The sequence below is a fragment of the Nocardia sp. NPDC058518 genome, assembly GCF_042719655.1.
In the GTDB taxonomy this organism is placed as follows: Bacteria; Actinomycetota; Actinomycetes; order Mycobacteriales; family Mycobacteriaceae; genus Nocardia.
Genome location: NZ_JBHXNJ010000009.1, coordinates 144,834 through 158,627 on the forward strand (window position 1 = coordinate 144,834; position 13,794 = coordinate 158,627).

The 13,794-nt window shown below is 69.0% G+C and carries 11 protein-coding genes; 7 read left to right on the top strand and 4 right to left on the bottom strand.

The window, feature by feature from the left end:
* Nucleotides 1-12 precede the first annotated feature (12 nt).
* The 4 genes from ACFWPX_RS18060 to ACFWPX_RS18075 form a co-directional block, all read right to left on the bottom strand.
* On the bottom strand, nucleotides 13-336 hold the full coding sequence (locus ACFWPX_RS18060) for a hypothetical protein (protein ID WP_378928368.1): 324 nt from the start codon (nucleotides 334-336) through the stop codon (nucleotides 13-15).
* Between the two features lie 200 nt (nucleotides 337-536).
* Nucleotides 537-1,634 carry a methylmalonyl Co-A mutase-associated GTPase MeaB gene (gene meaB, locus ACFWPX_RS18065; RefSeq protein ID WP_378928369.1) on the bottom strand — a complete coding sequence of 366 codons (1,098 nt, stop codon included), beginning with the start codon at nucleotides 1,632-1,634 and terminating at the stop codon, nucleotides 537-539.
* A 70-nt stretch (nucleotides 1,635-1,704) separates the two neighbouring features.
* Nucleotides 1,705-3,969: a methylmalonyl-CoA mutase gene (gene scpA / locus ACFWPX_RS18070; protein WP_378928370.1), complete on the bottom strand. Its 2,265-nt coding sequence runs from the start codon at nucleotides 3,967-3,969 to the stop codon at nucleotides 1,705-1,707.
* Complete coding sequence (locus ACFWPX_RS18075; RefSeq protein ID WP_378928371.1) at nucleotides 3,969-5,840, bottom strand: methylmalonyl-CoA mutase family protein; 1,872 nt, start codon at nucleotides 5,838-5,840, stop codon at nucleotides 3,969-3,971. The genes scpA and ACFWPX_RS18075 overlap by 1 nt, the downstream gene beginning before the upstream one ends.
* A gap of 173 nt (nucleotides 5,841-6,013) precedes the next feature.
* Between ACFWPX_RS18075 and ACFWPX_RS18080 the strand changes: the two genes are divergently transcribed.
* From ACFWPX_RS18080 to ACFWPX_RS18110, 7 genes are all read left to right on the top strand, one after another.
* Nucleotides 6,014-6,688, top strand: a complete 675-nt coding sequence (locus tag ACFWPX_RS18080) for a TVP38/TMEM64 family protein (RefSeq protein WP_378928372.1) — start codon at nucleotides 6,014-6,016, stop codon at nucleotides 6,686-6,688.
* A gap of 53 nt (nucleotides 6,689-6,741) precedes the next feature.
* Entirely contained in the window at nucleotides 6,742-7,680 is a 939-nt protein-coding gene (locus ACFWPX_RS18085; RefSeq protein WP_378928373.1) for a hypothetical protein, read from the top strand.
* A gap of 254 nt (nucleotides 7,681-7,934) precedes the next feature.
* On the top strand, nucleotides 7,935-9,353 hold the full coding sequence (locus ACFWPX_RS18090; RefSeq protein ID WP_378928374.1) for a condensation domain-containing protein: 1,419 nt from the start codon (nucleotides 7,935-7,937) through the stop codon (nucleotides 9,351-9,353).
* A gap of 2 nt (nucleotides 9,354-9,355) precedes the next feature.
* Nucleotides 9,356-10,612, top strand: a complete 1,257-nt coding sequence (locus ACFWPX_RS18095; protein ID WP_378928375.1) for a glycosyltransferase — start codon at nucleotides 9,356-9,358, stop codon at nucleotides 10,610-10,612.
* Complete coding sequence (locus ACFWPX_RS18100) at nucleotides 10,609-11,562, top strand: ATP-binding cassette domain-containing protein (RefSeq protein ID WP_378928376.1); 954 nt, start codon at nucleotides 10,609-10,611, stop codon at nucleotides 11,560-11,562. The genes ACFWPX_RS18095 and ACFWPX_RS18100 overlap by 4 nt, the downstream gene beginning before the upstream one ends.
* Before the next feature lie 29 nt (nucleotides 11,563-11,591).
* Nucleotides 11,592-12,407, top strand: a complete 816-nt coding sequence (locus ACFWPX_RS18105) for an ABC transporter permease (RefSeq protein ID WP_378928377.1) — start codon at nucleotides 11,592-11,594, stop codon at nucleotides 12,405-12,407.
* A 10-nt stretch (nucleotides 12,408-12,417) separates the two neighbouring features.
* Nucleotides 12,418-13,794 carry a hypothetical protein gene (locus ACFWPX_RS18110; protein ID WP_378928378.1) on the top strand — a complete coding sequence of 459 codons (1,377 nt, stop codon included), beginning with the start codon at nucleotides 12,418-12,420 and terminating at the stop codon, nucleotides 13,792-13,794.

Consider the following 13,794-nt stretch of genomic DNA (forward strand, 5'->3'; position numbering starts at 1 on the left):
AGTCCGACCAGGTCAGACGAGTCGACCCCATCGGGTCGCCACGAACCCGCAGAGCGCGATGGCGGTGGTCGTCCGCTTCCACAGTCGCACCATCGCGAGCTCGAGGATGATGCCGATGCGGTCGGCGCAGGTGGTGGCCTCCGCCAGCGCCATCCGGTCATAGACCAGGGCTGGGTCACTGAGGATCTCGTCCAGCCTCAGTCCTGATATCGCCTGATCGGACGTCAGACCGAGTTCCGGCAGCCAGGTGAGCCGCCAACGACCGTCGCCCCCGAGAATCGCCCGCTCGGGCGTCTTGTCGCTGCTCATCGTCCGATTCGTGCGGAAGATCGTCATCACTACCTCCTCGGCCGTCAGCTCTCGACGTCCAATTCCGAGGATCCTCGGAAATTGACGCAGACAACAGCTGGCAAAGTAGTCGGAATCGGAATATCATCCACAAACCCCCACGTGATCACCAAAAATTCCGGGCGATCACCATAGGCGCGACTCAATAACGCCGCCAACAGCTACCGGTGGGCACCGTTGCAGGTGTCTCAACTCCGGTCGAATGCCGTGAGGATCTGTTCGGCGGCGAGGGCCGGAGTGAGCGTTCCAGCGCGGACAGCCGATTCCACCTGCGCGCGAACATCTTTCACGTTCGGGTTGTCGGCTAGGCGGCGCAGGATCTGGTCGTGGACCATGGTCCAGGTCCAGTCGACCTGCTGGCGGCGGCGCTTCTCGGCGAATTCGCCCGCCTCGGTGAGCACCCGGCGATGGTCGAGGACGGTGCCCCAGAACTTCTCGAGGCCAACGCCTTCCAAGCCGCTCATCGTGAGCACCGGCGGTTTCCACAGCGCGTCGTGCGGGTGGATCAGGCGCAGCGCCCCCGCCAGTTCGCGGGCGGCGCCTTTGGCCTCGATCTCGTGTTTGCCGTCGGCCTTGTTGACCGCGACGAGTTCGGCGAGTTCCAGCACGCCTTTCTTGATGCCCTGCAACTGATCTCCGGTGCGGGCCAGGGTGAGAAAGCAGAACACGTCGACCATATTGGCGACGGTCACCTCGGACTGGCCGACGCCGACGGTCTCCACGAGGATCACGTCGTATCCGGCGGCCTCCAGAAGCACGATCGTCTCGCGGGTCGCCTTGGCCACGCCGCCGAGCGTGCCCGCGGTCGGGGACGGCCGGATGAACGCGTCGGCTTCCAACGACAATCGCGCCATGCGGGTCTTGTCACCGAGGATCGAGCCGCCGGTGCGGGTCGAGGACGGATCTACCGCGAGTACCGCGACCCGATGCCCCTTGGCAAGCAGGTACATGCCGAGCGCGTCGATGAAGGTCGACTTGCCGACGCCGGGCACGCCGGTGATGCCGACCCGGTTCGAGACGGCACTGCCCGGCTCGGCCGCCACCCGCAGCAACAACTGCTGAGCCAGCTCCCGGTGATCGGAGCGGGTGGATTCGACCAGGGTGATCGCGCGGGCCAGCGCCGACCGCTGCCCCGCCTTGACCTCACCGGCGAGGGCGTCGACGTCGATCGTCCGGCGAACACCCACGGCGGTGCGCCCTTCGTTGCGTGGCGAGCCGACGCCCGCGGTGGTCCCCAGCCGAGGGTGCGCGTCGGCACCCCCGGCCATCTGTGCGGCGTCGCTCATACTGTTCCGCTGCGGCATGCTCGGGCGCCCTCCGTGGTTACGCCGGCTGCCGCCTCCGGGCGCTGACCGCTCATGCCTGTGCGCCGCCGCCGATCTCGTGCCCGAGCGCCGCACCCAGCTTCTTCAGCAGGTCGATGGCCGCGTCGGCGATGACGGTGCCCGGCGGGAAGATCGCCGCCGCACCGGCCTCGTAGAGCTCGTCGAAGTCACCGGGCGGGATCACGCCGCCGACGATGACCATGATGTCGGGACGACCCACATCGGCCAGCGCCTGCCGCAGCGCGGGCACCAGCGTGAGGTGACCAGCGGCCAGCGAGGACACACCGACGATGTGCACGTCGTTGTCGGCCGCTTGGCGCGCCACCTCTTCGGGCGTCTGGAACAGCGGGCCCACGTCGACGTCCATGCCGAGGTCGGCGAACGCGGTCGCGATCACCTTCTGGCCGCGGTCGTGTCCGTCCTGACCCATCTTGGCGACCAGGATGCGGGGGCGACGACCCTCGGCCTCGCCGAATTCCTCCACCAGCGCGATGGCGGCGCCGATGTTGGTGGCCTTGCCTGCTTCGTCACGGTACACACCGGACAGGGTACGGATTTCGGCCTGATGGCGGCCGTAGACCTTCTCCAGTGCGTCGGAGATCTCGCCGACGGTGGCGTTGGCGCGCGCCGCGTTGATCGCGAGCGCGAGGAGATTGTTCTCCATACCGCCTTCGGAAGCCGTTGCCGCACGGGTCAATTCGGCAAGCGCCTGCTCCACTGCCGCCGAATCCCGCTCGGCGCGCAAGCGTTCCAGCTTCTCGATCTGCTCGGCACGCACCCGCGAGTTCTCGACCTTGAGAACCTCGACCGCGTGATCCTCTTCCACCTGGTACTTGTTGACACCGATCACCGGCTGCTGCCCGGTGTCGATGCGCGCCTGGGTGCGCGCGGCGGCCTCTTCGATGCGCAGCTTCGGAATACCCTCCGAAATCGCCTGTGCCATACCGCCGTGCGCCTCGACCTCGGCGATGTGGGCGCGCGCCCGCTCGGCGAGCTGGTGGGTGAGCCACTCGACGTAGTACGAGCCGCCCCACGGGTCGATCGGGCGGGTGGTGTTGGATTCCTGCTGGATGAGCAGCTGGGTGTTGCGGGCGATGCGGGCGGAGAAGTCGGTCGGCAGGGCCAGCGCTTCGTCGAGCGCGTTGGTGTGCAGCGACTGGGTGTGCCCCTGGGTCGCGGCCATCGCCTCGATGCAGGTGCGCGCCACATTGTTGTAGGCGTCCTGCGCGGTCAGCGACCACCCCGAGGTCTGCGAATGTGTCCGCAGCGACAGCGATTTCGCGCTCTTGGGCTTGAACTTCGACACCAGCTCGCTCCACAGCAGACGCCCCGCGCGCAGCTTGGCGACCTCCATGAAGAAGTTCATGCCGATGGCCCAGAAGAACGACAGGCGCGGCGCGAACTTGTCCACGTCCATGCCCGCGGCGATACCGGCGCGGATGTACTCCACACCGTCGGCGAGGGTGTAGGCCAGCTCCAGATCGGCTGTCGCACCGGCCTCCTGGATGTGGTAACCCGAGATGGAGATCGAGTTGAACTTCGGCATCTTCGCGCTGGTGAAGGCGAAGATGTCGGAGATGATCCGCATCGAGGGCTTGGGCGGGTAGATGTAGGTGTTGCGGACCATGAACTCTTTCAGAATGTCGTTCTGAATGGTTCCGGCCAGCTGATCGGGCGTCACGCCCTGCTCTTCGGCGGCGACGACGTAGAGCGCCAGGATCGGCAGCACCGCACCGTTCATGGTCATCGACACCGACACCTGATCCAGGGGGATCTGGTCGAAGAGCTGGCGCATGTCCAGGATCGAGTCGATCGCGACACCGGCCATACCCACGTCACCCTGGACGCGGGGGTGGTCGGAGTCGTAGCCGCGGTGGGTGGCGAGGTCGAAGGCGACCGAGAGCCCCTTCTGGCCCGCTTGCAGGTTGCGCCGGTAGAAGGCGTTGGAGTCCGCGGCGGTGGAGAAGCCCGCGTACTGGCGGATCGTCCACGGCTGGTTCACGTACATGGTCGGGTACGGGCCACGCAGGAACGGCGCGACGCCGGGCACGGTGTCGAGGGGATAGCCCTGCTCGACGACCGCATCCCGATCGGCCTTGGTGAACACCGGCGGAACGTCGATGCCCTCCGGGGTCGACCAGATCAGCTGCTCGGCAGTGGTGTGGTTCGCCGTCGCGGCATCGGCGACGAACGCGCGCACCTGCTCGGCGTCGACGGCGGCGGGCGCGGGCGCACGGTCGGTCAGCGGCACCTCGGCGAAGCTGCCGATGACGTGCTCGATATCGGATGTGGTCATCAGGCTCCCACCTTCTCCAGCAGCTGCGACAGGACCGCGACCGCGTCGATGCGCAGGGCCAGGTATCCGTCGGGACGCTGCGTCCCGCTGTATTGCGCGACCGACTTCTCCGGTCCGGCCAGCAGCACGGTCTCGATTCCGGCGGCGCGCAGGGCGTCGGTCGCGGCTCCCGCCTGTTCGGCGTAGCGCTTGTCCGCACCGCACAGGACCGCGATGCGCGCACCGGATGCTGTTGCGGCGGTGCCGATTCCGTCGATCGCGAGCGGACCGGGGTTGACCGACTCGATCCCACCCGATGCCAGCACGTTCGCGGTGAAGATGGTGCGCGCGTTGTGTTCGGCGACCGGGCCGAGCGGCACGATCAGCGCCTTGGGGCGGGCGCCGTTGGCAGCCAGGTACGCATCGGAACGGTTGCGCAGCGCCTCGAAGGCAGCGCCATAGCGCGCGACCGGGCCGGGTTCACGGGCCTGCTCCGACAGCGGGGTCTCGGCGAGGTTCGGGAACTCGTTGACGCCGGTGACCGCGGTCCGGCGATGGGCGACGTCGGCGGCGCGCGTGGCGGCGGTCTCGGCGATCCGGGCCGCGAGCACACCGGAATCGAGCGCGGCGAGGTAGCCGCCCGCCGACTCGAGCTCCTGCATGAACTCCCATGCCTTGGCGGCGAGTTCGTCGGTGAGCGCGTCGACGTACCAGGAACCGGCGGCGGGGTCCTGCACGTGCCCGAGGCGGGATTCCTCGAGCAGCAGCAGCTGGGTATTGCGAGCCAGGCGCTGGGAGAACGTCGTCGATACACCGAGTTCGCCCGCGGGCAGAGCCGCGTCGAAGGGCAGCACGGTCACCGAATCGGCACCGCCGACACCGGCACCGAACGCCGCGAGCGTGGTGCGCAACAGGTTCACCCAGGGGTCGCGCTGGGTCATCATGGCGGCCGAGGTGACAGCGTGCTGCGGAGCGGCGCCGAAGGCGGGTGCACCGGAGACCTGGGCGACTCGCGCCCACAGGCGCCGGGCCGCCCGGAATTTCACGATGGTGGCGAATTGGTCGTCGGTGGCCGCGAAGCGGAACTCGAGCTGACCGAACGCGTCGGCGATGTCGACCCCGGCGCCGGTCAGCAGGCGCAGATAGGCCAGACCGGCAGCGACGGCGGCGCCCACTTCCTGTGCGTCGGCGGCACCGGCGTTGTGGAAGGCGATGCCGTCCACCGTGATCGCGCGGACTGTTTCCGGCCGGGCGATCGCGCGCACGGCCAGTGCCACGGTCTCGGCCTGGTCCAGGTCCTCGGCGCCGGTGAAGGCACTGGTCAGCGGGGCGGCGCCGAGGCCGATCCGGATCTGCGGGCGATCGGCGATCGAGTACCCGTCGAGCACCTCGAACACGCGATCGGCGGCCGTGCCGGTGGCCGCACCGGCGACCAGCGTCAGCGGGGCCAGCTCGAACAGCAGGCCACGCAGGGCGACGGCGATGTCGTCGACAGCGACGCCGTAGGAGCCGACGCCGAGCGCGATCGCGCTCACACCGTTCTCCAGACCGGTCATGATCACCCGGTTGGTGGCCTCGGCGTCGTCCTCGCCGGCGAACGCGCCGACGAACCAGCCGCGCTGCGGATCACGAGCGGCGTCGCCGCCACGCACGTAGGGGAAGGCGCCGGGCAGCGGCTGCTCGGGCAGCTCGTCGCGGCGGGTGTAGAGCGGGGCGATCGTCAGCCCGTCATAGGTGGTCTCGTCGAGCAGATGTTCCGGTTCGGCGGGGAGTTCGGAAGCCTCGACCCGTCGCGCTTTCGCCAGCACACCCGCCACGCCCTTGCGCCACGCGGCGTACTCGGGCACCGGATCCGGTGCGAGCCCCGCCCCGGACTCTGAACCAATCGGCATAGCTGCTGTTCTCTCTTCCGTTCGACGACCGCACCCCGGTGTGCTGCCGGTCCGTGAAATCCCACAAACGGGCACACAGCGAACCAGGATGTATCCGGTTCCTTCCTGATGCTATCTGTGACACCACGTCCGCCCACTCGGGCCATCCCCTACCGGCCGGTACGCTTACCCGGGTGTCCCGACTGATCCGCTCCCCGCGCCTGCTCATCGCCCTGGCCGGGCTCGCCGCACTGTTCGTGGTGGCGATGGTGGTTCCGTTGCCGGGCCCGCAGCAGATCCGCGAATGGGCCGGTGGCGCTGGGCCGCTGTTGCCGTTGCTGTTCTTCCTCTTCTATGCGGTGGTCGCCGTCGCACCCGTTCCGCGCACTGTGCTCACCGTGACCAGCGGCGTGCTGTTCGGGCCGATCCTCGGTTCGGTCATCGCGATGGCCGCCACGGCAGTGAGCGCGACCGTGGCGCTGCTCGGGGTCCGCACACTGGGCCGCGACCGGGTCGCCGAACACCTGACCCACCCGGCGGTGCGGGCGATCGATGATCGGCTGGCCCGGCGCGGCTGGCTCGCGGTGGCCGCGCTGCGGTTGATCCCCCTTGCCCCGTTCTCGATCGTCAACTACTGCTGCGGGCTGTCGTCGGTCCGGGTCTCCCCGTATCTCCTTGCGACACTGGCCGGTTCGGCCCCCGGCACGATCTCGACCGTGGTGCTGGCCGGGTCTCTGGCAGGCGACAGCCACCCGATCGCGATCACCGTGTCGGCCGTGTGTCTGTCGATCGGGCTGATCGGGCTGATCGTCGACCTTCGGCTACCGGTCGACGCGGCGGTGCCCGAGCCGGAGCCCGCCACCCCCTGACCGACGGCGCGCCTACGCCGAGCGGCCGAGCGCCGACCGGATAATCCCAGGTCATGGCGATCACGGTGGGCCGCAGATCAGCACTCACGCTCCTGGCCGGACTCCCCCTGCTGGCGGTGGGCACCGCCCGCGCGCAGTCCTCGCTCGGTCCGGGCGTCGGCGTCGACCCGAACCGCACTCCGGTCCGCTACACGATGACCGCCTTCCGCACCGACAGCGATACCACCCTCGCGGTCTATGAATCCACCGACGGCACCGACTTCACCCCGGTCAGCGAGCACGCGTACTCGCCGCCGGTCGGCCTGGTCCGCGATCCGAGCGTGCTGCTGCACACCGACGGTCTCTACTACCTCACCTACACGATCGCCGGTGACGCCACCGCGATCGGCTTGGCCCGCAGCCGTGACCGGATCACCTGGACGTTCCTCGGCAACGTGCCGATGCTGGTGGCGGGCAGACTCGAAGGCGCGTGGGCGCCGGAGTGGTACGCCGACGCGGCGGGTCGGGTCGGCGTCATCGTATCGCTGACCTGGGGACACGGTTTCACCCCGCATCTGCTCATCCCGCTCGACGCCGGGCTCACCACCTGGGCGCCGCCGGTGCCCATGCTGGGACTCGGTCCCGCCGGGCCCGGCTCGCTGGGACATATCGACACCACGCTGGTCCGTGTGGACGGTCGCGTGTTCGCGTTCGTGAAGAACGAGGACTCCAAGCTGATCGAACTCGCGGTCGCCGACCGGCCCGTCGGGCCGTACAGATTCATCGCGACCGGCGACTGGGCGGGCTGGGGTGGACCACGGGAGGGGCAGTCGGTCGTCCGCCTGCCCGACGGCGGGCACCGCATCTACCTGGACGCCTATACCGAGGGCCGCTACTACTTCAGCGACAGTCACGACGGGTTCCGCACGTGGTCACCGCCTGCCGAACTGCCCGGCCTGTCGGGGGTCGTCCGGCACGGCACGGTCCTGACCGAGTTCAGCGCGCTGATCTGAACTAAAACCCCACTACTCCAGGGGCACCTGGTTTAGGTTGTGATTCGGAACAAATTTGAAAGTGAGCTTCTTCACACCTACCAGTTGTGAAGAAGTAATATTTCAGAAAACTCTCAGAGTTATAGACTCGGGATAGCCCAGGGTTCGCCAGCTACATCCGGTGCGGGATCCAGAGCAACATCCGGTGACGCGCCCGCGATCACCGAATCCCCGTCGCGCCGTTCTCGGCTTGCACTCCCATGAGGTGACCCGCCATGGAATACACCCATCTCTCCGAATTCCGGATTCGCTGCGGCGACCTCGTGATCTGGACCCCCGAACTCACCTCCCCCGACGCCTGGCGCGACGACGAACGTCCCCTCGCGAGCGTCCACGAGCAGTACCTCGGCTTCCTCGATCCCGAGGACGCCCGACCCGGACGCGGCCGCTGGATCGGCACCATCTTCGAGATGGACGCCCCCCTCGACGCCGACGCCTGGGCCACGACCCTGCGGCTGTGGCACGACCGCCACGAGGGTTTCCGCACCACCGTCGCCCCCACCGGTGACGGCGGCTATCACCGCGTGAGCACCGCCCCCGGCACCGTCCGGATCACCGGCGCCGCGGTCACCGACCTCTCCGACGGCGACGAGATCAACGAGTATCTCTGCGACGCACTGGAATTGCGGCTGTCGGCATTGGTGTGGCCGCACCTGCTGGTGGCCACGGTCGCCCACGACACCGACGACTTCACCGTCCTGGTCGGTGCCGACCACTCGGTCCTCGATGCCTACTCCCAAGCCGTGCTCATCCTCGAGCTCCGCACCCTCTACACCGCGGTCACCACCGGCGGCGAGATCCGCGACTCGGCCACCTTCGGCAGCCCGGCCGACTACGCCGTGATCGAGCGCGCGGCCGCCGAGGAACTCGACCCCGACTCCCCCGCCGTCGCGGTATGGCGCGAATTCCTCGGTGCGCCGGGCTCGCCCATGCCCCGCTTCGGTGCCGACCAGGTCGCCGTCCTCGACGGTGAGCACGCCCAGCCCAGCGTCTCGCGCACGCTGATCGGCATCGAACAGCTCGAGGAGATCGAGGCGGCGCTCGATCGGCTCAAGCACCGGCTCTCGGTGACCGTGTTCGCCGCGTTGGCGATGGCCTCCAGGGAGACCTTCGGCGACGACCGGTTCCGCACGGTCATGCCGATCGCGACCCGGCCCGACCTCACCTGGCTCGAGTCGATGGGCTGGTTCGTCAATGTCGTCCCGGTCGACGTCACCCTGCCCCCCGGCGCGGACATGACCGTCGCGCTGCACGAGACCCGCGCCTCGCTCAAGCGTGCCCACCTCTGCAACGACGCGTCGTGGGGCCGTTCCCTGGCGATGGTCGGCGCGGTGGAGGGCCCGACCTACGGTGCCTCCTTCCTCGACATCCGCATGCTGCCCGACTACGAATTGGTCGCCGACCTGCGCGGACGCACCCTGCGCGCGGTGTCGTACTCCACCGAAGAGGTGTACTTCTGGGTCGTACGCGGCCCCGACGGCCTCTATGTCTCCACCCGGCACCCCGCCGGCCTGCCCGGCGAGGTGATGGAACGCTTCCTCACCGAGTTCGCCAGGGCCATGTACGCGGTGACCCTGGTGCCGGTCGAGACCACACCGGTCACCGATACCGCGGCAGCACTGAGCGCGGGCTGAGAATGCGTGCACTGCTGGCCTTCACCGGGAGCCGGGGCGACGCCCAGCCCGGCATTCTCCTGGCCCGCGAGCTGCTGGCTCGCGGGCACTCGGTGACGCTCGCGCTGTCCCCCAATCTCGTCGACTTCGCCACCGCGCACGGCATCGCCGCCGTCGGTTTCGGCCGCGACAGCGCCGAACTGCTGCGCACCCAGCACGACGATCACCGTTTCCGCAGTCCGAATCCGCGTCAGCGGGTGCGCGCGGTGCTGGATCTGCAACGGCGCGGGGTGGTCGAGGCGGTGCGTGACCTGCTGGTTCTCGCACCGGGTCACGACGTGGTCGTGACCGGGATGGCGGGCGAGGAAGCGGCCGAGAAGGCCGCGCGGCGCGTCGGATTGCCCCTGGCAGCAGTGCACTTCTTTCCGATCCATCCGAACCGGTCGGTGCCGGTGATACCCACCGCGTGGGGTGCCCGGATCCCCGGGGCACTCAACCGGCGGATCTGGTCGGGTCTGCGCTGGGCCCGTGATGCCGCGCTGGAACAGCCGCTGTCGGAGTTCGGGATAGTCGAACATCGGCTGCCCGACCGGGTGTCGATCCAGGCCTACGACGTCGACCTGTTTCCCGGATTGGCGGCCGAGCTACCGGATCGACACCCCGTGACCGGATTCGCCGTCGATACCGACGGATTCCTCAGCGCTCCCACCGATCCCGCGCTGGCCGCGTGGCTCGGCGCCGGTTCGGCACCGATCTACGTCGGCTTCGGCTCGATGGCGGTCGACGATCCGGCCGCACTGGTGGCGATGTTGCGCGCGGTCTGCGCACGCCGCGGTCGCAGGCTGCTGCTGGCCGCGGGGTGGGCGGGCATCGAACCCGTCCTGTCGCCCGAGATGGCTGTCGTCGAGCAAGTCGACCATGCGTCGGTGTTCCCGCGCTGTCTCGCCGCGGTGCACCACGGCGGCGCGGGAACCACCGCCGCCGCGCTGAGAGCCGGTGTCCCGCAGGTGATCTGCGCGATCCAGGCCGATCAGCCGTACTGGGGCAGGGCGCTGGCCCGGCTCGGCCTGGCAGGCACCGTGCGCGCCGCCGATCTCACCGAGACAGAGCTCACCACCCTGCTCGACCGAGTCGCCGACCCGAACGTGGTGGCGCGGGCGGCCGCCTATGCGAGCCGGTTCGCGGGAACCGGGGTGGCACGTGCCGTCGACGAGGTGGAATCCCTTGTCCCCCTGCCATTTCCAGCGCCAGTTTCCATCCATGCCGGGAGGCCGCGGTGAGCACCGAAATCGCCGTCCGCACCAGCGGACTCGGTAAGTCCTACGGCGATTTCACCGCCGTGGGCAGCGTCGACCTCAGTATCGCGGCCGGATCGGTGTTCGCGATGCTCGGCCCCAACGGCGCGGGCAAGACCACCACCGTCCGCATGCTCGCGACGCTGTTGCGACCGGATCGGGGCAGCGCCGAGGTGTTCGGCTACGACGTCGTGCGCGAGGCGACCGCGGTGCGCTCGATGATCGGCCTCACCGGCCAGTACGCCTCCGTCGACGAAACCCTCACCGCCAGTGAGAATTTGCGCCTGTTCGGTCGGCTGCTCGGCCTGTCGCGGCGCGCTGCCGCCTGCCGGGCCGATGAACTCCTCGAGGAATTCGAACTCTCGGCCGTCGCGCGCCGCAGCGTCAGCGCGTTCTCCGGAGGCATGCGACGTCGACTCGATCTGGCCGCGACACTGATCACGGTGCCCCCGCTGATCTTCCTCGACGAGCCGACCACCGGCCTCGATCCGCACACCCGCGACCGCATGTGGGGCATCGTGCGCGGATTGGTCGCCCGCGGCGCCACCGTGCTGCTCACCACCCAGTATCTGGAGGAAGCCGACGCACTCGCCGACCGGATCGCGGTCATCGACCGTGGCACACTCGTCGCCGACGGCACACCCGCCGAACTCAAGTCCTCCATCGGCGAGCAGGTGCTGCGCCTGGATATCCCCGACACCGCCGATCTGCGCCGAGCCGAGGCGCTGATCAAGGAGATCACCGGCGATGTGCCGGAAGGTTCGTCGACCGGGACGTTGACGGTCACGCTGCACGACGTCACGCGCGGCGCCGATATCGTGACCGCCTGCCGCGACGAGGGCATCACGCTGCGCGGTTTCGCGGTGGACCGGCCCGATCTCAACGAGGTGTTCCTGTCGCTGACCGGACACGCACGCACCGTGGACGCGGCATGACGACCCATCGCGAAAGTTCGAGAACCACCATGACTCTCACCACCGAGATGCCGAAACAAGTGGTGCGCAAGCCACGGGTAACCCGTGTCAGTCCGCTTGCGGCGCTGCAGCATTCGCTGATGATGGCGTGGCGCGGACTGCTCACCTTCCGGCACAGCCCGCAACTGCTCTACGACGCCATCCTGCTGCCGATCGTGGGCCCGGTGCTGTTCGGCAGCATCTTCGGCACCGCCATCGCGGGCAGCATGGCGGCGTACCTGCCGATCATGATCCCCGGCGTCCTGGTCCAGATCGTGCTCACGTCCTCGGTCGCCACCGGCGTGCAACTGTCCGAAGACATCCACTCGGGGGTCTTCGACCGCTTCGTCGCCATGCCGATCGCCCGATCAGCCCCGGTAGCCGGAGCATTGCTGGCCGGGGCGGTGCGGTACCTGATCGCCGCGACCACCGTCGTGATCGTCGGGTTCTGTATGGGCTACCGGCCCGAGCACACCGCCGGATTCCTGGCCGGTGCGGTGCTGGTCGTGTTCGCCACCACCGCCATCAGCTGGCTGTTCGCGTTCATCGGCGCCACCATCGCCCGCCCCGCCGCGGTGCAGGGCATGTCCATGCTGGTGCTCACCTTCCTCGGCTTCGCCTCCAATGCCCTGGTGCCCGAGGAATCCATGCCCACCTGGATGCGGCACGTCTCCGACCTGAATCCGGTGTCCTACCTGGTCTCCGCGGTGCGCACCCTCGCCGCGGACGGCACCGTCGGTGCCGATGCCTGGTGGTCACTGGTCGCCTCGGTGGTCGTTGTCGCCGTCTTCGCACCGCTGACGGTGCGTACTCTCCGTTCCCGATAGGACTCTGTCGATGACTGTCATCTCCCCCGCTGTCGCGGTAGCCACCGAGCTCAACCGGATCACCGCCGACGACGACCTGTTCTTCAAACTGCACAGTCTCTACCCGAACGCCCTGGTGAACCAGCTGGCCTACCGCTTCGACACGGTGCTGAGCCGAGACCTGCTCGCGGACTGGCACGCGCATCTGGCGACCGGGTTCATCGCGCGGCGGGTGCGCACCACCCGCTTCCCGATCGCCCGCGCGCACTGGGAGCCCGCCACCGAATCCCTCCCGCTGCGCTGGTCGGACACCCCGATTCCCGAGGACCGGATTCTCGACTGGTTCCTCGAGCAGGCCGCCGTCGAGTTCGAGCCCGAGCGCGGACTGGTGTGGCAACTCGCCGGCGCGCCGGCCGAGTCCGGTGGCACCGTGGTCACCCTGGTCGCCTCGCACGTGGCGTGCGACGGCGGCGCGATGATGCACGCGATCGTCGATTCCCTCGACCGGCTCAATCGCGGTGAGACACCCGACCGCTTCGCCAGCGCGGGCAGGCTCGTCGGCCCGGTGGCGGGCACGGGCCGCTTCGCCGCCGACCTCGCCGATGCCCGCGGCCAACTCGGCGCCGTCGCCCGTGGCGTGCGTGCGGCACGCCGGTCCCGCGGTGTGAGCGAACCGGCCCGCAATCCACGCCCAGCCGCGCCGCGCCTACCGCACGCCGACACCTGGCAGGCCGCCGAGTCCATCGTCCAGCTCGATCTGGCCGAATGGGACTCCGTCGCCGCCGCGCACGGCGGAACCACCAACGGCCTGCTGATCGGCGTCGCCGTCGGGCTGCTCGGTCGCAGCGGCCGCGTCGCCGACGGTGCCGAGGTCCGCGTCGACATACCGCATTCGATGCGCGAGGCCGACGACCCGCGCGCCAATGCCACCACCGGGCTGCCGATCAGCGTCGGCTACCGCGCGGGCGAACGCGCCGATCTGCCCGCGGTCCGCGCCGCGCTCAAAGCGGCGGGCCTGGCCTACGACAATCCCGAGACCATCCCACCGATCCAGCACCTGCAACCGGTGCAGATGCTGTTGCCGAAGGTGGTGCTGCACAAGTTCGCCCGCACCGCGAAGGCGCCGGAATGCCTGTGTACCAACATGGGTCGCACGGCACAGAACATCGCGGTCCTCGGCACGCACCGTGCGCGCGACGTGATCATGCGCCCGGTGGTCAATCCCGGCCCCGTCGAGTTGTTCCGTCAGGTGGAGGTCGGCGTCAACCTCGCCTTCTCCTGTGACGACGACACCGTGACGCTCGTGGTCACCGGCGGCGACCCCGATCGTTTCCCGACACGGGCGGCGCTGCGCGAGCTACTTGCCGCCGAGTTCGCCGACTGGAGGCTGACTCCGCGGTTCTGGTGA

Coding starts and splice junctions, on each gene's coding strand:
- ACFWPX_RS18060 (WP_378928368.1), bottom strand. CDS start 336: ATGACGATCTTCCGCACGAATCGGACGATGAGCAGCGACAAGACGCCC.
- meaB (WP_378928369.1), bottom strand. CDS start 1,634: ATGAGCGACGCCGCACAGATGGCCGGGGGTGCCGACGCGCACCCTCGG.
- scpA (WP_378928370.1), bottom strand. CDS start 3,969: ATGACCACATCCGATATCGAGCACGTCATCGGCAGCTTCGCCGAGGTG.
- ACFWPX_RS18075 (WP_378928371.1), bottom strand. CDS start 5,840: ATGCCGATTGGTTCAGAGTCCGGGGCGGGGCTCGCACCGGATCCGGTG.
- ACFWPX_RS18085 (WP_378928373.1), top strand. CDS start 6,742: ATGGCGATCACGGTGGGCCGCAGATCAGCACTCACGCTCCTGGCCGGA.
- ACFWPX_RS18090 (WP_378928374.1), top strand. CDS start 7,935: ATGGAATACACCCATCTCTCCGAATTCCGGATTCGCTGCGGCGACCTC.
- ACFWPX_RS18095 (WP_378928375.1), top strand. CDS start 9,356: ATGCGTGCACTGCTGGCCTTCACCGGGAGCCGGGGCGACGCCCAGCCC.
- ACFWPX_RS18105 (WP_378928377.1), top strand. CDS start 11,592: ATGACTCTCACCACCGAGATGCCGAAACAAGTGGTGCGCAAGCCACGG.
- ACFWPX_RS18110 (WP_378928378.1), top strand. CDS start 12,418: ATGACTGTCATCTCCCCCGCTGTCGCGGTAGCCACCGAGCTCAACCGG.